Raw genomic sequence first — 18406 nt, 5'->3', positions numbered from 1 at the left:
CGTCCATAGGATGAAGCTCTGGTCCACAGATCCGATTCGCCGGGTTCGATGCCCGCGCAATCGCCACACACATGAATACCCCCTTCACCCCGGTCGTCCGAATTTGCGCCGGCGTGTTGCTGCTGCTCGCAGCGGCCCTGCCCGCGCATGCAGGGCCCGTGCTCGATCGCATCAAGCAGAGCGGCCGCATCGTGCTGGCGTACCGCGAGTCTTCGGTGCCGTTCTCCTACCTCGATGCCGACGCGAAACCGGTGGGGTACGCCATCGACCTGTGCAAGCGGTTGACCGAGGGCGTGCGCAAGAAGCTCGAGATGAAGACCATCGCGACGGAGTTTCTTGCCGTGACGCCTGCGACGCGTATTGCGGCGGTGGCCGATGGCAAGGCCGACCTCGAATGCGGCTCCACCACCAACAACGCCGAGCGCCGCCAGAAGGTCGCCTTCACCATCCCGCACTACATCACCGGCACGCGGTACATGGTGCGGTCGACGAGCCCGATCGAAGACCTGCCGATGTTCGAGGGCAAGAACCTTGTCTCCACGAAGGGTGCCACGCCGCTGAAGGCGATCGACAGCGCCAACCGCGACCGCCTGCTGGGCATCCGCATCCTCGAGGTGCCGGACAACGCCAAGGCGGTCGAGATGGTCGAGAGCGGGGCTGCCGACGGCTTCGCGATGGACGACGTGCAGCTGTACGGCCTGATCTCAGGTCGGCCCGACCCGAGCAAGCTGAAGGTCGTGGGCAAGTTCCTGACCATCGAGGCGCTGGCCATCATGCTCAGCAAGGACGACCCCGAGTTCAAGAAGATCGTCGACGACGAGATGCGCAGCCTCATCAACACGCGCGAGGCCCAAGCCATCTACGAGCGCTGGTTCGGCCAGCCCATTCCGCCCAAGAACCGGGTGCTCGGCGTGCCGATGAACTACCTGCTGAAGGACTTCTGGCGCTTCCCGTCGGACTGGGTACCGGGGTGAATTCGGGCTGAATTCGGGCTGAACGAGCCGACCGGCATTTGACAAGAGGGACTCGCCCTCTGTGCGGGGGCGGGGCCACGGGCGAACATGGCGGCCATGACAGGCCCGCAAATCATCGTTCTCGCCACGCCGGTCTTCCTGCTGCTGATCGGCATCGAGTTTCTCGTCGGCCTCAGGCGCGGCCGCAACACCTACCGGCTCAACGACGCGCTCAACAGCATCGGCCTGGGCATCATGAGCCAGATCGTCGGCCTGTTCAGCGCGCTGTTCACCGTGTGGCTGTACGTGCTGGTGTTCGAGCATGCGTCGCTGTGGCAGCTGCCCGCCAACGCGCTGTGGGTGTGGCTTGTGGGGCTCGTGTTCTACGACCTCCTGTACTACTGGCACCACCGCTTCGGCCACACGGTGGCGCTTTTCTGGGCTGCCCACGTGGTGCACCACCAGAGCGAGGACTACAACCTCAGCACCGCCTTGCGCCAGACCGGCAGCGGCTGGGTCGGCGGCTGGCTGTTCTACCTGCCGATGGCGGTGCTGGGCTTTCCGCCGCTGGTGTTCGGTGTGGTGGCGCTCGTCGACCTGCTCTACCAGTACTGGGTGCACACGCAGCAGATCGGCAAGCTCGGCTGGTTCGACCGCTGGTTCTGCGCGCCGAGCAACCACCGCGTGCACCACGCCGTGAACGACAAGTACCTCGACAAGAACTACGGCGGCATCTTCATCGTGTGGGACCGCCTGTTCGGCAGCTTCATCGAGGAAGACGGCCCTGAGGGCGAGATGATCGTCTACGGCACGCGCGGCCCCTTGCGCAGCTGGAACCCGGTGTGGGCCAACCTGCAGTACTACGCAGATCTTTTCAAGGACTCGTGGCACGCCGCGAGCTGGGGCGACAAGCTGCGCGTGTGGTTCATGCACCCGGGCTGGCGGCCGGCCGACGTGGCGGCGCGCTTCCCCAAGCCGGCGTTCGACATCGCGCGCGTGGAACGCTACGACCCGCCGATGTCGGCCACCGCGCAGTGGCTGGCCATCGGCCTGTTCGTGGCGTTGCTCGTCGCCACCTCGCTGCTGCTGTGGAACGCGCACCGCATGAGCCTGCCTCAGCAGGCCTTGGGTGCGCTCGGCATCGTGGCCGGCCTGTGGGCAGTGGGCCGAGTCACTGAAGCCTCGGCCCACGCGCCCGAACAGGCAGCTACGACGCCGTTCCCATCGCAGGGTCGCTGACCGAATGGCGGCCGGTCTCGACCCGGCCGGCGAAGCGGCGGTAGTAGGCCGGGTCAGCATCGCAGGTCACCGCGAAGTCGTACCAGAAGCCGCTGTCATCGATGGCCCAGTGCAGCGTCTCCTCGTCGCCGCCTTTCACGCGCACGGTCTTCGGAGCCTCGTTGCGGTAGGCCAGCGGCTTGATCGTGAACACGCACGCGCGCTCGCCCTCGTTGCGCAGCTGCAGGTGCACTTCGCCTCGACGGCGGTGGTAGCCGGTTCGGATCTCAGGCTCGGCCGCGTCGCGTGCGCGCAAGCGGTTCAAATCGCCCTTGAAGTGGCGGTGGAAGCCGTTGGGCCCGAGCACCCACAGGTCGTAGAGGCCGCCGTTGTCCGCCATCGCGGACCAGTCGTCATCGAGTCGCTCGTTGGGTTCGACCATGTAGCGGCGCGGCAGGCGGTCGAGGTGCAGCTTGTCGTAGACGTGGAACACGCCGGCGGCGTCGCCACTGTTCGCGAAGATCAACTTCACCTTGCCTTGCGTCACGTTGCAGCGCGAGCTCACGTGCAGCTCGTAGGGCAGGGCGCGTGAGGGCCGCACGCCAGTGGCCTGCACTGGCAGCACCGGGTTGGCGGGTGGCACGATCTTCGGCAACTGCTCCTGCGCGGCACGCAGCGCATCGGCCTGGCCGATCGTCTTGCGGCCTTGCAGTGTCGGCAACACCTCGTTGTTGGGCCGCTCGAAGTTGAATGCAGTCGTGAGGTCGCCGCACACCGCGCGGCGGTAGCGGCTGATGTTCGGCTCCTTCACGCCGAAACGCTTCTCCAGAAAGCGAAGGATCGAGGTGTGATCGAACACCTGCGAGTTCACCCAGCCACCGCGGCTCCACGGCGAGATCACGTACAGCGGCACGCGCACGCCCGGGCCATAGACGCGGCCATCGGGCTGCGGCTGGTCGGTGGTGCCGGGCGGGTTGGGGTGGTTGAAGCGCTCGAAGGACACATCACTCTCGCGCAGCGTGGTCTTGCCGGCCGGCGTGCCGTCGGGGTTGATCGACGGGGCGGACGGCGAGGGCACGTGGTCGAAGTAGCCGTCGTTCTCGTCGAAGTTGACGAGCAGCACCGTCTTGCTCCACACCTCGGGCACGGCGGTCAGCGCATTCAGCGTCTCCTGGATGTACCAGGCGCCTTGCACCGGGCTCGACGGACCGGGGTGCTCCGAGTACGTGGCCGGTGCGATGAGGAACGACACCTGCGGCAGCCTGCCGTTCTTGATGTCCTGGCGGAAGCGTTCGAAGTAGCTGTTCGCGTCGCCCAAGGTGCCGGGCATGGTGTTGGCGATGCCCTTGTAGAGCGGATTGCCGGTGTCGTCGCTGGCCGGGTCATAGGCGGGCGACAGCGCATCGTTGCTCACCGGCTTGCCCGAGGCCTCGTTCGCTTGACGGTATTGCTTGAAGCCGGCGAGCGGGTTGTCGCCGAAGTTGTCGGGCATGTTCTGGTAGACGATCCAGCTCACCTTGGCCTCTTGCAGGCGCTCGGGGTAGGTCTTCCAGCTGTAGCCGAGGGTGGGCTTGTCGATGCTGTCCCACTCGTTGTTGACGCTCGCCACGCCGGCGCCGGTGGGGCCGTTGGTGCCGGTCCACATGAACATGCGGTTGGAGTTGGTGCCGGTGTGCATGCTGCAGTGGTACGCGTCGCACAGCGTGAAGGCATTGGCGAGCGCGAACTGGAAGGGCAGCTCGGCCTCCTTGAAGTAGCTCATCGAGGCCGGCGTCTTGTAGCGTACCCACTGCTCGATGCGGCCGCCGTCCCAGGCGTTCTGGCCATCGTTCCAGCTGTGCGGCGTGCCGGTGTTGCGCTGCGCGTTGCCGGTGCTGCCGTCGAGGTGATAGGGCAGCACGGGTTGGCCGTTGGCATCGTTTTGCTGCCAGACCTTTCGTCCACCGGGCAGCGGGATGGTGAAGCGGTCACCGAAGCCGCGCACGCCCTTGAGCGTGCCGAAGTATTGGTCGAACGAGCGGTTCTCCTGCATCAGGATGACCACGTGTTTGACGTCCTGGATGGTCCCGGTCTCGTGGTACGCAGGGATGGCGAGCGCACGGCGGATGCTGGGCGGAAAGCCCGCGTAGGTGGCAGCGGCAATGCCCGCGGTGGCAGAGCCTTTGATGAAGCGGCGGCGTGAAGTCATCGTGTCGTCCTTCGGGTCACGGGGCGAAGCGGACTTCGGGGTCGGCCTTGCTGGCCGCTGTCGGTGACGAGGCCGCGGCGCTGGTTGCGGTGCGTTGGCGCTGGCTCGAAGCCGTGGCTCCTTCGTCAGAGCCGCCGCAGGCGGACAAGGCGTGGGCGAGCAGGATCGCGGCGACAAGGCGCAGCGACCGATTAAGTGCTTGCATCGGGGATCTCCGGGTCGTGTGAGGGGAGGCGCGCGGCTGAACCGCGGGCGGGCGTGCGCCGCTCAGTACGAGGCGAACCGATGCGGCGATGTCAGCGTAGGCCGCAGGTGTGGCAACTTCGTGAATGCGATGGAAGCCCCTGCGATCACCTGAGGTGTGCCGAGGTGTCGGCCAGGTGAGCGCGGGGCAGAGACTGCCGATTGACATGGGCAACGGCCGGCCTAGACTGAAAGGCGTTCATTCCCTTTTGGTCAGGAGGTCTCCATGGCGATCAAGCGGATGACGAAGAGCGACTCTCCCCAGTCGCTCGGCACCTACAAACCGGTAGGTCACGTGCTGCTGGCGCTGCCCAGCGAAGCATTGGCGCTCGAAGCGACCGGGGCCCTGCGCCACATCGGGTTCGACGACGAAGACGTGCTGCACTACAGCGCCGAAGAGGAGCGCGATCAGATGGAGCACATGCTGGCTCGCGCCAGCGAGTTATCGGGCTTCGGTTACGAGGTGACCTTGATGCGGCGCTACCAGGCGCTGGCGCAAGAAGGCTGCAGCTGGCTGCTGGTCTACGCGCCCGACGCACCGCACACCGAGCGCGTGGCCGAGGTGGCTCGGCGCTTCGGCGCGCGCAGCGCGGTCAAGTACCACTGGCTCGTCGTCGAAGACTTGATGTAGCCCCCCAGTCGCTTTCGCTCCTGCCCCCGAGGGGCGCCACCCATTGGCCCGGGAGACCCGTGCCTTGGGCGTTGCTTGATGGTGCGCGTTGCTGCGCTCGCGCGTCTGGCGGTTGACGTCTCTATGCGTCGAACAGGTCGGCGCCGGTCGTCTTGGGGGGTGTCACGCCCAGGTGGCGGTATGCGGCGAGGGTGGCGATGCGGCCGCGTGGCGTGCGCTGCAGAAAGCCTTGCTGAATGAGGTAGGGCTCGATCACGTCTTCGATGGTGTCGCGTTCTTCGCCGATGGCGGCAGCCACGTTGTCGAGGCCGACGGGGCCGCCGTCGAAGCGGTGGATCACGGCTTCGAGCAGCTTGCGGTCCATCACGTCGAAGCCTTGCGGGTCGACGTCGAGCATCTTGAGCGCCTTGTCGGCCAGGGCCTTGTTGATGCGGCCGTCGGCCTTCACGTCGGCGTAGTCGCGCACGCGGCGCAGCAGCCGGTTGGCGATGCGGGGCGTGCCGCGCGAGCGGCGTGCGACCTCGTAGGCGCCTTCGGTGTCGGTGGGTACGTTGAGCAGGCCGGCCGAGCGGTGCACGATGCGCGCGAGTTCGTCCGCGGTGTAGAACTCGAGCCGCGCGACGATGCCGAAGCGGTCGCGAAGCGGGTTGGTCAGCATGCCGGCGCGGGTGGTGGCGCCGACCAGCGTGAAGGGCTGCAGGTCGAGCTTGATCGAGCGGGCCGCGGGGCCGTCGCCGATCATGATGTCGATCTGGTAGTCCTCCAGCGCGGGGTAGAGGATTTCTTCGACCACCGGCGAGAGGCGGTGAATCTCGTCGATGAAGAGCACGTCGTTGCGCTCGAGGTTGGTGAGGATGGCGGCCAGGTCCTTCGGCTTCTCGAGCACTGGGCCCGAGGTCTGGCGCAGGTTCACGCCCAGCTCGTTGGCGATGATGTGGCTGAGCGTGGTCTTGCCGAGGCCCGGCGGGCCGAACAGCAGCACATGGTCCATCGCCTCGCTGCGCATCTTGGCGGCGCCGATGAAGATCTCGAGCTGCTCGCGCGCCTTGGTCTGGCCCACGTACTCCGCCAGGCCCTTGGGGCGCAAGGCACGCTCGATGGCTTCCTCGTTGGGGGAGGTCGGCGCGGCACTTACTACCCGCTTGGCAGGCTCGAACTCATCGGTCTGAATACTCATGGTTGCCATTATGTGCATGCGCCTCGAATGGCCGCGGCACAATGGTCGGCTCATGAACGCCCGCACCCGGCCCAGCCGTTTCACCCATCGCCTCGCGATCTGGGTGGCGATGTGCGCCTTGCTGCTCAAGGCGGCGGTGCCTCTGCTGGCCAGCGCCTCGGCGCATGCGCAGGGCAAGACGCTGGTCGAGGTCTGCACCGTCTACGGCGTGGCCACGGTGGCGGTGGATGGCAGCAGCTCGCAGCCCGACTCTGACCATGGCACGGCGCACCAAGGCGACCATTGCGCGCTGAATGCGTTGATGGCGCTGGCAGCGCCCGAGGCCGAAGCGCTGGCCGTTCCCGTGGCCGGGCGCGCGGCTCCGGCACCGATCTCCCACCCCTCGTCCCAGGCGCCCGACGCCTGCGCGACCTGGGTCGCACGGCTCAAGCACGGCCCACCGACGGCCGCCTGAACACATTGTTGTCGGCTCGCCGATGGCTGTCCCCCTGACAGACCGCGCGCAGCCAGCCCTTTGCCAAGGACTGCGGCTCTGCCGCGTCCGTTCAGGATTCATCGTCATGTTCAGCTTCAACCCGGCGAGGCAGCAGCGCTGCCGCCTCGCACTTGCCTTGGCCGCGGCCTTTCCGTTCTCTCCCGGATTGCATGCGCAGCCCGCCCCGCCGGCCAGCGCGGAGGCGCCCGACAACGTGCCCGTCAAGGCGCTCGGCATGGTCACCATCACCGGCAGCCAGCCGACCTCGTTGCCGACGCAGATACCGGCCACGATGGAAGGCATCACGCGTGAGCAGATCGAGCGCACCGTCAATGCCACCGACAGCGAAGACGCGCTGAAGTACCTGCCCAGCCTGTTGGTACGCAAGCGCTACATCGGCGACTACAACCACGCCATCCTGTCCAGCCGCGCCTCGGGCACCGGCAACAGCGCACGTTCTGCCGTGTATGGCGACGGCATCCTGCTGTCCAACTACCTTGGCAACGGGGTCGGCGGCCTGAGCTTTCCGCCACGCTGGAGCATGGTCACGCCCGAAGAGATCGAGCGCGTCGACGTGATGTACGGGCCGTTCTCAGCGGCGTATCCCGGCAACTCGGTGGGCGCGGTGGTGGTCTTCACGACCGGCATGCCCAAGGGGTTCGAGGCGCATGCCAAGACGGGCTACAGCAGCCAGCCGTTCGAGCTCTACAACACCGATGCGACTTACCGCGCCTGGGAAACCAGCGCCTCGGTGGGCAACAGGAGTGGCGACTTCGCGTGGCTCTTAAACTTCAACCACAGCGACAGCCATGGGCAGCCGCTGACGTTTGCGCAGCGCCTGGTCAGCGCGGGCACGGCCGGTGGCACCGGAACCCCCGTGACGGGCGCGGTGCTCGACGCCAACAACGCCAACCAGCCCTGGTACATCCTGGGCACCGGCACCGAGTACCACACGAAGCAGGACCACTTCAAGGCCAAGCTGTCCTACGACATCACGCCGACGATCCGTGCGAACTATGTGCTGGGGGTGTGGCAGAACACATCGGAGGGACGCCCGGTCTCGTACCTGCGTGATGCAGCCGGCCAAGCCGTGTACAGCGGGCCCGTCAGCATCAACGGCCTGACCTACGCCGGGCTGACTGGCGGGGACTTCGCAGCCACCAACGAAGACCTGACGCACGTGATGCACGGGGTGAGCGTCAAGAGCAACACAAAGGGCGAATGGGACTGGGAGATCGACGCCAGCCTGTACGACTACCAAAAGGATCAGAAGCGCCAGAACAACGCCGCCAACACCTTGCCCAACGCCCTCTCCGGCGGCGCCGGCACACTGTCCGATGGCAACGGCACCGGTTGGAACAACCTCGCCGTCAAGGGCACATGGCGGCCCGGCGGCGTGCAGGGCGAACACGTGGTCGATTTCGGCCTTCAGCAAGACAGCTACAGGCTGCAGTACCTCACGTCGAATGTGCCCGGCAACTGGCTGAACGACGCCGCCGGCGCACTGGCCAGCGGCGTGGGCGGCAAGACGCGTTTGCGCAGCGCCTATGCGCAAGATGCGTGGGCGTTTGCGCCGTCGTGGAAGACGGTGATGGGTCTGCGTGCCGAGCGTTGGCAGGCCTATGCCGGACAGACCACGTTCTCGGCGAGCATTCCAACGCTGCCCTACGCGCCGCGAACGGAGAACCACCTGTCACCGAAGGCGGCTCTGTCGTATCAGGCGGCGACTGACTTGGTGCTGAAGGCGTCGACCGGCCGTGCCGTACGCATGCCGACGGTTGGCGAACTCTATGGCGCGACTTCTACGACCAACTCGCAATACATCAACGACCCGAACCTCAAGCCCGAGCGTTCCTGGACCACCGAGCTGAGCGGCGAGAAAGACTTCGACCGCGGCATGCTGCGCCTGACCTTCTTCACCGAAGACACGCACGATTCGCTGTATTCGCAAACCACCTTCGACCCGGCGGCCAACAAGAACATCAGCCGGGTGCAGAACGTTGCCCGCATCCAGACCCATGGTCTGGAGGTGGCATTCAACGCGACCGATGTGCTGAAGCGGGGCCTGGACTTCAATGGCAGCGTGACCTACGCCGATTCGGTGATCAAGGAGAACGAGGGCTTCGTCGCGACGCCGGGCGACACGATCGGCAAGCGCCAGCCCAACATTCCGAAGTGGCGCGCGACGGCGCTTGCGAGCTACCGGTTCGACAACCAGTGGACGGCGTCGCTCGGCGCACGCTACAGCGGCCCGCAGTACCGCACGCTGAACAACGCCGACGTCAACGGCTACAGCTACCAAGGCGTCAGCAAGTACTTCACGACGGACGTGCGGGTGCGCTACCAGATCGATCGCCAGTGGTCGGTGGCCTTCGGCATCGACAACCTGAACAACTACAAGTACTGGAACTTCCACCCCTACCCGCAGCGCAGCTACAGCGCAGAACTGAAGTTCGACTTGTGAACGAGGCACCCATCGATGCGATGGGCGCGCCACCCCGGTTTCAACCTTCCACCCTGTCGGCAGCGTACCTATCGTGCCGGCCTACAGTTCGGCGACTAGAGTCGCGTCAGCCGCCTTGCCCATTTCAACCGCCCCTAACGACGCGCGTCAACGGAGAAACACATGACACTGCAACGCTCACTCGCCATCGTGGCACTCGGCCTGGCTGCTGCGCTGGCACAAGCCCATTCCTTCAAGCTCGGCGCGATCGACATCGGCCATCCGTATGCGCGCGCCACGGTTGCCGGCCAGCCCACGGGCGGTGGCTTCTTGTCGCTGCAGAACGGAGGCGCTGATGACCGCCTGCTGTCGGTCAGTGCCGACGTGTCGAAGTCGGTCGAACTGCACAGCATGGCGATGGACGGCGACGTGATGAAGATGCGGCAGGTCGACGCCATCGAGGTGCCGGCCGGCAAATCGGTCGAGCTCAAGCCGGGTGGCCTGCACATCATGTTCATCGGCTTGAAGGCGCCGCTCAAGGCGGGAGACAAGTTCCCGCTCAAGCTGAAGTTCGAGAAGGCCGGCGAGGTGACGGTGCAGGTGAATGTCGAAGCGGCCGGCGCCGCTCACGAAATGAAGCACGACATGAAGCACGAGAAGTGAGCCGAGCCAACGCTGAAGGCCGCTTCGGCGGCCGGCGCTCACACGTTCTCAGGCGTCGGGCTGGATCCCCGACGACACGGTGGAGTCGCGGAAGCGTGCACGCTGCATTTCGCCGCCGATGTGCGACTCCAGGCGGTCCAGCAATTCGCCCACCGAATCGGAACGCTGGGTTTCGTTCTCGAGCAGTTCGTCAGCGATCGGGCCCAGCTCGTGGGCCAGGGCCTCGCGCAGGCGATCGTGTTGCGCCGGGGTGATGCCGAAGGTGCGATGAAGCGGTTCGTCCAGCGAGGCCGGCGTGGTGTCCAGTTCGACAGGGCTTGTGTCTTGGGCTTCGGCTTGGCGGCGCGCAGCCCATGAGGCCAGCCAGTCCTGCCGTTCCTGCGCGTTGATCAGCAGGCGTGCGGCTGCGGCCATGAACTCGTCTTCATTGCGAGCGTGAAGCGCGGCGCGCATCAGGTGCGGTTTCACGTTGATGTTGTTCAGCCGCTTGCGGAGCGAACGCTCCACGCGAGCAAAGAGACGTGTGTTGATCAGATCGGCCATGTACCTGCGGATAGCTCAGAAAGTGCCCGCAAATTTTATGAGCGCACCCTTCTCCCTACCGGCCAAATGAGGGGGGATGGCGGTAACTCCATGCAACGTGTAGGCAGACTTTGCACGCCTGTGTTGGCACGCTGCGCAGCGTGTTCAGCAGGTCAAACGGGGATCACTTGGCGAGTGATTTGAGCGCGAGCTTGATGCCGTCGCTGACGCCGATGTCGACCGGTAAGTTTTTCAATGCCAGGGCCGCCTCGCGGTCGCTGTAACCCAGCGCCACCAAGGCCTGCAGGATGTCGGCCTGCGCATCGCTGCCCACGCTGGCCGGCACCGACAGGTCGGCGCCGAGCTTGCCCTTCAACTCGAGCAGCAGTCGCTCGGCCGTTTTTTTGCCGATGCCCGGCACCTTGACCAGGCGCGCGCTCTCTTGCAGCGACACCGCCTGCGCCAGCTCGCCCACGCTCAGCCCCGAGAGAATCGACAGCGCCGTGCGCGGCCCCACGCCCGAGATCTTGACCAGCAGGCGGAAGGTGGCGCGTTCTTCGGCAGTGAGAAAGCCGAACAGCACCTGCGCGTCTTCACGCACCACGAAATGCGTGAGCAGCGTGACGCGCTCGCCCAGCGAGGGCAGGTTGTAAAACGTGCTCATCGGCACGTCGACTTCGTAGCCGACGCCGTTCACGTCGACCAGCAACTGCGGAGGATTCTTCTCGGCCAGCAGCCCGCTCAAGCGCCCGATCATCGGGCGCGCCCGTCAGTCATCTCGATCATCGACGGAACAAGCCCAGGCGCTGCGCTTCCAGCGCCGCTTCGGCGCGTGAACTCACGTTGAGCTTGCGGTAGATCTGCTTCACGTAGTCGGCGATGGTGTGGCGCGACAGGTTCAGCTGCACGCCGATCTCGGGCAGCGTGAAGCCCTTGGCCACCCACAACAGCACCTCGTTCTCGCGGTCGGTGAGCGACACATGCGGCAGGTTCTGCGGGCGCTCGTGCGGCTTGTTCTGCTTGGCGAAATAGGCGATCACACGGCGGGCGATCGATGGCGACAAGGGCGGCTCGCCCTGGCTGATGCGCTGCAGCTGCTCGACGAAGTGCTCACGCGGCTGCTCCTTGAGCAGATAGCCGAAGGCGCCGGCCTGCAGCGCGGGGAACAGGTGATCGTCATCGTCGTGGATAGTCACGACCACCGACTGTGCTTCGGGCTGGGCCTCGCGCAAGGCGGCCACCACGTCGACGCCCGAGCCGTCGGGCAGGCCCAGGTCGACCAGGGCCACTTCGAAGCGTTCGGCAGTGATGAGCGCCAGCGCATCGTGCACGCGCGCTGCCTCGAACACATGGGCCTGTGGAAAGACCTGCAGCGCCAGGGCTTTCAGCCAGGCGCGGATCTCGGGGAGGTCTTCAAGCAACAAGATCTTGTTCATGGCGACTCGCGGGTTGCGCTGAGGGGATCAGCCAAAAATCATCGTAACAGCCTGTCAGCCCGAACGGGCCTTTCGGGCCCTATGCCGACATGCTCGTGCCCAGGGGAAGCGTGAGCCGGATCACGGTTCCGTAGCCTGGGCCCGACTCCACCAGGCACTGGCCCTGCATCTGCTTGGCGCGGTGCTTCATGCTGGCCATGCCGTGGCCGCGGTCGAGCTTGCCGTCGAGCTCCATCGGAATGCCGTTGCCGTTGTCTTGCACAACCAGCACGAAGTCTTGCTGACCGAGGCTGCAGCGCACCTTGCAGTGCGACGCACCGCTGTGCTTGATGACGTTGCTTACCGCCTCGCGCAGGATGCGGGTGGTCTGCACGAAGGCGCGGGCCGAGAGCTGCTGCGTCACGTCTTCGGTCGGGCTGCGCCAGTCGACCTCGATGCCGGCCTGGCCCAGGCGCGAGACCGTCTCGGCCCGCCAGTCGGCCAAGGCGTCGGCCACCGGCAGCGGCTTGCCGGTGAGGCCGCGCACCGAAAGCCGCATTTCTTCCAGAGCCTCACGCGCCAGCGACGAGATGCGCTCCGATTCGCTGGTGTGCACGATGGTCAGCAGCTTGGCGCCCAGGTCGTCGTGCAGGTCGCCGGCAATGCGCTTGCGCTCCTTCTCGGTGACCTGCTCGACGCGCAGCTCGGCCATCTGCACGTAGTTGCGTTCCATCTCGGCGGTGGCCTCCGCGACACGGCTCTCCAGCGAGTTGCGCGCCGCCTCGGCTGCCTGCAGGGCCAGGCCGAACGATTTCAGCTGCCGCGACCCGATCACGACGAACATCAGCGGCAGCGCGAAGTGCAGCAGGTGGATGTGCGGAACCGGCAGCCACTCGTACTGGATCGCGCGCTCGACCAGCACGAGCACGCCCAGAAGGCCCAGCATCACGGCCATGGGCCAGAAGTTGTCGCGTTCGGAGCGGCGTTCGGCGTAGAGGTAGAGGGCCATGACGACCACCATTTCCAGCGTCATCAGCAGGTACCACGCGCTGCTGAGGTTGAACTGGCGTTGCGGGCCGGCCAGCACCAGCGTCAGCGGCACGAGCAGGCACTGCGCCAGCAGGCCGGCCTCGATGGCGCGGGAGCGCAGCGCCCCATAGCTCAGCAGGAACTGCACCCCGATGGCCGTGAGGATGGCGAACCCGGCGCACACCAGCAACTCGGCGGTGCCGTTGTCGACTGGCACGTTCTGCAGCCAGATGCGGGCGGTGAGGGCGTTCCAGCCGAGGATCAGCAGGCCGAAGTAGCTGAGGTGGGCCTCCTGCCTGTTGATCCAGCCGAGGAACAGCAGGAACGCGCCTAGCACGGTGGTGGCCACCGTCATCAGCTGCAGCACCGTGATGTTCCAGAACATCTGCGACGAATGCTCTTCGGCCAGCACGGCCTGCGGCCCGATGCGCACCTGCGACAAACCACCCGAGCGCTGGCGCGACGCCACCTTCTGCAGCGCGAAGCCCTGCACCTTGATGTCGAGCGTGTTGCCTTCGGCGCGCAAGAGGCCGCTGGGCAGCGTCGCGAGCTGGGGGTAGAAGCAGTTGCGCGTCACCGGCTCGCTCATGCGCCCGCCGCTGTAGATGATGAAGCCGTTGAGGTAGACCTCGGCGTTGCTGCAGACACGCTCGATGTAGGCGGCGAGCAAGGGGTCGCCGCTGCCGCCGGGCGCGTCGAAGCGCAGCCGGTACCAGACCGGCCCGTCTTCGCGCGGGCGACTGGTCCACCAGTTGTCGGGCAGGCTGACGCGCTTGGCGGTCTCTTCGGGCGGGAAGCGCTCGCTGGTCCCGGGCGCGGTCAGTGCCGTGGCCAGCTCGATGACCTTGGTGTCGTTCTCGGCCGACCATGCCTGCAGCCCCATCCAGCCCAGCAAGCAGGCCAAGGCAAAAGGGCCCAGCCAGGACAAGGCGGCAGAGAGACGACGGGGAACGTGCATGGGCGCCGATTGTGCAGGAGCGCCAACCTCGCGTGCCCCCTGGCTCCGCGGGATAACGCCGTGGCGCGACAATCCGCTTTTGGAAAGCCGCCTGTGATCCTTCGCCACGCCTTCATCCCACTCGACAACATTCGCCTTTCGCACCTGTGCGGCAGCCTGGATGAGCACCTGCGCAACATCGAGGCGGCCTTCGGCGTCAGCATCTCGCGGCGCAATGAATCCTTCCGCATCGAGGGCGCCAAGCCGGCGGCCGAGCGCGCGGTGGCGCTTCTGCAGGCACTGTACGACCGGGCCCGCAAGCCCATCTCGGCCGAAGCCTTCCAGCTCGCACTGGTCGAAGCACTGGCCGAAGCCAAGCGTGTCGACAAGCGCTCCGCCTTGCACGAAGTGGGCGACGCCGCCAGCGAGGGCGACGAACTGGTGCTGCGCACCCGCCGCGCCGATCTCGCTGGCCGCACCGCCAACCAGCACCTGTACCTCAACAACATTCAGACGCACGACATCACCTTCGGCATCGGCCCGGCCGGTACCGGCAAGACCTTCCTGGCCGTGGCCTGCGCCGTCGACGCGCTGGAGCGCAGCGCGGTGCAGCGCATCATCCTGACCCGCCCCGCGGTCGAGGCCGGCGAGCGGCTCGGCTTCCTGCCTGGTGACCTGGCGCAGAAGGTCGACCCCTACCTGCGCCCGCTGTACGACGCGCTCTACGACCTGATGGGCATGGAGAAGGTGGGCAAGGCCTTCGAGAAGGGCAGCATCGAGATCGCACCGCTGGCCTTCATGCGCGGCCGCACGCTGAACCATGCGTTCGTGATCCTCGACGAGGCGCAGAACACCACGCGCGAGCAGATGAAGATGTTTCTCACGCGCATTGGCTTCGGCAGCAAGTGCGTGGTGACCGGTGACGTGAGCCAGATCGACCTGCCGCGCGGCACCGACAGCGGCCTGATCGACGCCGAGCGCGTGCTGCGCCGCGTGAGCGGCATCGCGATGACGCGCTTCACCTCGGCCGACGTGGTGCGTCACCCGCTGGTGGCTCGCATCGTTGAGGCCTACGAGGCCGATCCGCAGGAGCGTCCTTGAAGCCGGAGTTGACGCTGTCCCTGCAATTTGCCGACGCTTCGCATCGCGCGCACCTGCCGCGGCACAAGGTGGCGCGCTGGATCCGGGCGGCGCTGGCGGCTCCGGGCGAGATCACCGTGCGCATCGTCGGCGCCGAAGAAGGCCAGGCTCTGAACCGCGAATTCCGCGGCAAGGACTATGCGACCAACGTGCTCACCTTCGACTACAGCCACGAGCCGGTGGTGATGGCCGACCTGATCATCTGCGCACCGGTCGTCGAGGCAGAGGCGCGCGAGCAGAAGATCACGCTCGAAGCCCACTACGCGCACCTGCTGGTGCATGGCACGCTGCACGCGCAGGGCGACGACCATGAAGACGAGGCTGAAGCAGTCGAGATGGAGTCCAAGGAGACTGCCATCCTCGCCGGCCTGGGGTTCGCCGATCCGTACGCGCGCTGAGCCGCTGCTGGAGTCAGCGCTTCGAGGTGCTGAGGTAGCGTTTCCGCCAGAAGAAGAAGCCGAGGCCGAGGCCCAGCACCACCATCACCACGCTGGCGATCCACACGCCGGTCTGCGCATGGATCAGGGGCAGGCCGTCGAAGTTCATGCCGAAGAAACCGGTGATCAGGTTCAGCGGCATGAAGATGGCGGTCAGCACGGTCAGCGTGCGCATGATGTCGTTGGTGCGGTTGCTCTGCGCCGAGAAGTGCATCTGCACTGCGGTCTCGGCCGACGATTCCAGGCGCCGCACGTGGCTCAGCACACGTTCGATGTGCTCCAGCACGTCGCGCGAGCGCAGCCGCAGCAGCTCGCGCTCGCGCATCACCACCGGGTCTTGTGCGCTGGGCCACTCTTCCAGTGAGTCGATCCACTCGACGACGGCGCTGCGCTGGTCTTCGCAGGTGTCTTCGAGCAGGTGCAGTGCATTGCGTGAGTCGAGCAGCACCTGCCAGCTGTCGAAGTGGCTGCGCGGGTTGAAGAGCTCCTGCTGCAGGTAGCCGAGCTGCTTGGTCAGCAGCCGGCGCAGCTCGAGGTAGCTGTCGACCATGTGGTTGACCATGCGTAGCATCAGGTCGGCCGGGCTGGTGGGCAGTCGCGTTGCGGCGCGCTGTTCCGAGCGCTGCTCCGCGCCTTGCGTCATCTGCACCAGGCGGCTGGCGAAAAAGTCGCGCACCTGGCAATCGGTCGGGTGCACGGTCAGCAGCACACGGTCGAACACCGCGAAGCCGACCGGGCTGGTGTCGATCGCGTCCAGGGCACGTTTGGCCGTGGCCAGTGTTCCCTGGACGTCGTCGAGGAACATGTTGTTGCTGCCGCTGCCCGCCGCAAGCCGCCGAAACACCAGCAGGTCGTACGACGACGTGTAGTCGAAGTGCGACGGCAGCTGGTTGTTGAGCAGGTCGGAGATATGAAGGTCGACCAGCTGCGTCCCCGTCAAGCGCTGGAACGCACCCTGCAGCAGGGCGGCGTTGACCTCGAACTCGCGCCGCGCGCTGCCGATCCAGAGGTAGCCGGCGGCGGGCATCTGCTCGGGCAGCTCCGCCAGTTCGGCGAACTGGTCGGGCATGACGTGGAAGATGCGCATGCGGCGGAGTCAGCGCTGGTTGAGCAGGCGCGCCGCCTCGAGCGCAAAGTAAGTCAGTACCCCATCGGCACCAGCGCGCTTGAAGGCGAGCAGGCTTTCCATCATCACCGCGTCGTTGTCGAGCCAGCCGTTGATGGCGGCCGCCTTGAGCATGGCGTATTCGCCGCTCACCTGGTAGGCGAAAGTCGGCACGCGGAACTCGTCTTTCACGCGGCGCACGATGTCGAGGTAGGGCATGCCGGGCTTGACCATCACCATGTCTGCGCCTTCGGCGATGTCGAGCGCCACTTCGCGCAGTGCCTCGTCGGTGTTGGCAGGGTCCATCTGGTAGACCTTCTTGTTGCTCTTGCCGAGGTTGCCGGCCGAGCCCACCGCGTCGCGGAAGGGCCCATAAAAAGCACTCGCGTACTTGGCGCTATACGCCATGATCTTGGTGTGGATGTGGCCGCGGCGCTCGAGCGTCTGTCGGATGGCGCCGATGCGGCCGTCCATCATGTCGCTGGGCGCGACGATGTCGACGCCGGCCTCGGCCTGCACCAGCGCCTGTTGCGTCAGGGCCTTCACCGTCTCGTCGTTGAGGATGTAGCCGCTCTCGTCGCGCACGCCGTCTTGCCCGTGCGTGGTGAAGGGGTCGAGCGCCACGTCGGTCAACAGGCCGAGTTCGGGGAAGCGTTTCTTCAGCTCGCGCACGACCTTGGGCACCAGGCCTTGCGGGTTCATGGCCTCGGCACCGTCTTCGGTCTTGAGCTTGGGGTCGATCACCGGGAACAGGGCCATCACCGGGATGCCGAGGCGCACGCACTCGTCGGCCACCGGCAGCAGCTGGTCGAGGCTGAGGCGCTGCACGCCCGGCATCGAATCGATGTTCTGGATCTTGTTTTTGCCGGCCAGCACGAAGACCGGCAGGATCAGGTCGTTCACGGTGACCTGGTGCTCGCGCACGAGGGCGCGGGTGAATTCGTCGCGGCGCAGTCGGCGCGGCCGGCTGGCGGGGAAGGGGGGCGGGGTCAGCAAGGCTCGGTTCCTGTCTCGTTGTCGGGGCGCAAGAGATGAACGAAAGGTGGAGCGCGAAATGGTCGGCAGATGCGCGTTTCTCCGCGGTATACAGCTTGATTTTGGGCCGGGGTCATCTGCTAAAGTCGCCGATGGATGATAGCCGCAAGGCCGTCGTCCCCTGCTTTTCCTCCCTGAGCAGGAGCCTTACCGTGATGACAGCGATGAGGCTTTTCCAGCCCCGGCCTGATGGCCGGGGCTTTTTTATTGGCGCAGGGTGCGGCGCCCATAATGCGGCCGCATGAGAGACATCAAATACGCCAATTTCGCGCGGGCCGAGCGCTGGGCCGCTCCCGAGCCGGCCWGCATCTCCTCGGAGGATCGCCGAACGTACTCGTTCGTCGAGGGACTGTCATGAGCAGTCTGTATCTGTGGGTCAAGGCCCTTCACATCGTCTTCGTCGCGAGCTGGTTCGCCGGCCTGTTTTACCTGCCGCGCATCTTCGTCAACCTGGCCTCCGTGCCGGCCGACAGCCATGCCGAGCGCGAGCGCCTCTTGCTGATGGCGCGCCGCCTGTACCGCTTCACCAGCTTCCTGATGGTGCCGGCCCTGGTGTTCGGGCTGTGGCTTGGGGTTGAGGTGTGGCGCAGCGGTGCGCACCACGGCTGGCTCGATGCAAAGGTGGTCCTGGTGGTTCTGGTCGTCGGTTACCACCACGCCTGCCGCTCCTTGCTGCGCAAGTTCGAGACCTTCAGCAACCAGCGCAGCGAGCGCTGGTTTCGGGTCTTCAACGAGGCCGCGGTCGTGCTGTTCGCCCTGATCGTGGTGCTGGTGGTGATCAAGCCCTTCTGACCT

Annotated in this window: 17 protein-coding genes and 1 pseudogene; 9 read left to right on the top strand and 9 right to left on the bottom strand. The window is 66.1% G+C overall.

All coding sequences use genetic code 11. From position 1 onward, the window contains the following. The first annotated feature begins 71 nt into the window (after nt 1–71). Both AC1DYS_RS27760 and AC1DYS_RS27755 read left to right on the top strand, forming a co-directional pair. On the top strand, nt 72–974 hold the full coding sequence (locus AC1DYS_RS27760) for an amino acid ABC transporter substrate-binding protein (RefSeq protein ID WP_477904773.1): 903 nt from the start codon (nt 72–74) through the stop codon (nt 972–974). A gap of 96 nt (nt 975–1070) precedes the next feature. After that, a pseudogene (locus AC1DYS_RS27755) lies at nt 1071–2120 on the top strand (sterol desaturase family protein); the annotation flags it as partial. A 40-nt stretch (nt 2121–2160) separates the two neighbouring features. On the opposite strand, the gene AC1DYS_RS27750 reads toward AC1DYS_RS27755, so the two are convergent. Beyond that, the gene (locus tag AC1DYS_RS27750) at nt 2161–4359 is read right to left on the bottom strand and encodes a phosphocholine-specific phospholipase C (protein WP_477904772.1); all 2199 of its coding nucleotides are present in this window, start codon (nt 4357–4359) and stop codon (nt 2161–2163) included. 16 nt (nt 4360–4375) lie between these two features. Then, the gene (locus tag AC1DYS_RS27745) at nt 4376–4564 is read right to left on the bottom strand and encodes a hypothetical protein (RefSeq protein WP_477904771.1); all 189 of its coding nucleotides are present in this window, start codon (nt 4562–4564) and stop codon (nt 4376–4378) included. A gap of 264 nt (nt 4565–4828) precedes the next feature. Here AC1DYS_RS27745 and AC1DYS_RS27740 point away from each other — a divergent pair, with 264 nt between their 5' ends. Further along, nucleotides 4829–5233 (top strand): hypothetical protein, encoded by a 405-nt coding sequence (locus tag AC1DYS_RS27740; RefSeq protein WP_477904770.1) that lies wholly within the window; start codon nt 4829–4831, stop codon nt 5231–5233. A gap of 121 nt (nt 5234–5354) precedes the next feature. Here AC1DYS_RS27740 and ruvB read toward each other — a convergent pair whose 3' ends face one another. Continuing rightward, nucleotides 5355–6410 (bottom strand): Holliday junction branch migration DNA helicase RuvB, encoded by a 1056-nt coding sequence (gene ruvB, locus AC1DYS_RS27735; protein ID WP_477904769.1) that lies wholly within the window; start codon nt 6408–6410, stop codon nt 5355–5357. Nucleotides 6411–6462: 52 nt separating this feature from the next. On the opposite strand from ruvB, the gene AC1DYS_RS27730 reads away from it, so the two are divergent. The 3 genes from AC1DYS_RS27730 (at nt 6463) to AC1DYS_RS27720 (ending at nt 9991) form a co-directional block, all read left to right on the top strand. After that, the gene (locus AC1DYS_RS27730) at nt 6463–6864 is read left to right on the top strand and encodes a DUF2946 family protein (protein ID WP_477904768.1); all 402 of its coding nucleotides are present in this window, start codon (nt 6463–6465) and stop codon (nt 6862–6864) included. Between the two features lie 106 nt (nt 6865–6970). Beyond that, entirely contained in the window at nt 6971–9349 is a 2379-nt protein-coding gene (locus AC1DYS_RS27725) for a TonB-dependent receptor (RefSeq protein ID WP_477904767.1), read from the top strand. 162 nt (nt 9350–9511) lie between these two features. Further along, complete coding sequence (locus AC1DYS_RS27720; protein ID WP_477904766.1) at nt 9512–9991, top strand: copper chaperone PCu(A)C; 480 nt, start codon at nt 9512–9514, stop codon at nt 9989–9991. A 48-nt stretch (nt 9992–10039) separates the two neighbouring features. On the opposite strand, the gene AC1DYS_RS27715 is transcribed toward AC1DYS_RS27720, so the two are convergent. The 4 genes from AC1DYS_RS27715 to AC1DYS_RS27700 all read right to left on the bottom strand — a co-directional run bounded on the left by AC1DYS_RS27715 (nt 10040) and on the right by AC1DYS_RS27700 (nt 13915). Continuing rightward, nucleotides 10040–10534: a DUF8082 domain-containing protein gene (locus tag AC1DYS_RS27715; protein ID WP_477904765.1), complete on the bottom strand. Its 495-nt coding sequence runs from the start codon at nt 10532–10534 to the stop codon at nt 10040–10042. A gap of 163 nt (nt 10535–10697) precedes the next feature. Continuing rightward, nucleotides 10698–11270 (bottom strand): Holliday junction branch migration protein RuvA, encoded by a 573-nt coding sequence (ruvA, locus tag AC1DYS_RS27710; protein WP_477904764.1) that lies wholly within the window; start codon nt 11268–11270, stop codon nt 10698–10700. A gap of 25 nt (nt 11271–11295) precedes the next feature. Next, nucleotides 11296–11949, bottom strand: coding sequence for a response regulator (locus AC1DYS_RS27705; protein ID WP_047489106.1), 654 nt, complete (start codon nt 11947–11949; stop codon nt 11296–11298). A 79-nt stretch (nt 11950–12028) separates the two neighbouring features. Continuing rightward, on the bottom strand, nt 12029–13915 hold the full coding sequence (locus AC1DYS_RS27700; RefSeq protein ID WP_477904763.1) for a sensor histidine kinase: 1887 nt from the start codon (nt 13913–13915) through the stop codon (nt 12029–12031). Nucleotides 13916–14008: 93 nt separating this feature from the next. On the opposite strand from AC1DYS_RS27700, the gene AC1DYS_RS27695 reads away from it, so the two are divergent. Then, nucleotides 14009–14995, top strand: a complete 987-nt coding sequence (locus tag AC1DYS_RS27695) for a PhoH family protein (protein ID WP_477904762.1) — start codon at nt 14009–14011, stop codon at nt 14993–14995. Beyond that, nucleotides 14992–15432 (top strand): rRNA maturation RNase YbeY, encoded by a 441-nt coding sequence (ybeY, locus tag AC1DYS_RS27690; protein WP_477904761.1) that lies wholly within the window; start codon nt 14992–14994, stop codon nt 15430–15432. Before AC1DYS_RS27695 ends, ybeY begins: the two co-directional genes overlap by 4 nt. A 13-nt stretch (nt 15433–15445) precedes the next feature. Here the strand turns inward: ybeY and AC1DYS_RS27685 are convergent, their stop codons facing one another. Together AC1DYS_RS27685 and hemB are read right to left on the bottom strand one after the other, a co-directional pair. Beyond that, nucleotides 15446–16558 carry a magnesium transporter CorA family protein gene (locus AC1DYS_RS27685; RefSeq protein WP_477904760.1) on the bottom strand — a complete coding sequence of 371 codons (1113 nt, stop codon included), beginning with the start codon at nt 16556–16558 and terminating at the stop codon, nt 15446–15448. A gap of 9 nt (nt 16559–16567) precedes the next feature. Further along, nucleotides 16568–17572, bottom strand: coding sequence for a porphobilinogen synthase (gene hemB / locus AC1DYS_RS27680; RefSeq protein WP_477904759.1), 1005 nt, complete (start codon nt 17570–17572; stop codon nt 16568–16570). A gap of 393 nt (nt 17573–17965) precedes the next feature. Between hemB and AC1DYS_RS27675 the strand changes: the two genes are divergently transcribed. After that, nucleotides 17966–18403 carry a CopD family protein gene (locus AC1DYS_RS27675; protein WP_477904758.1) on the top strand — a complete coding sequence of 146 codons (438 nt, stop codon included), beginning with the start codon at nt 17966–17968 and terminating at the stop codon, nt 18401–18403. The last annotated feature ends 3 nt before the right edge of the window (nt 18404–18406 follow it).

The organism is Rhizobacter sp. P2_G4 (assembly GCF_056403575.1).
Note: the sequence above shows the minus strand (reverse complement) of the source record. Positions and strands in the feature narration are given on the sequence as shown.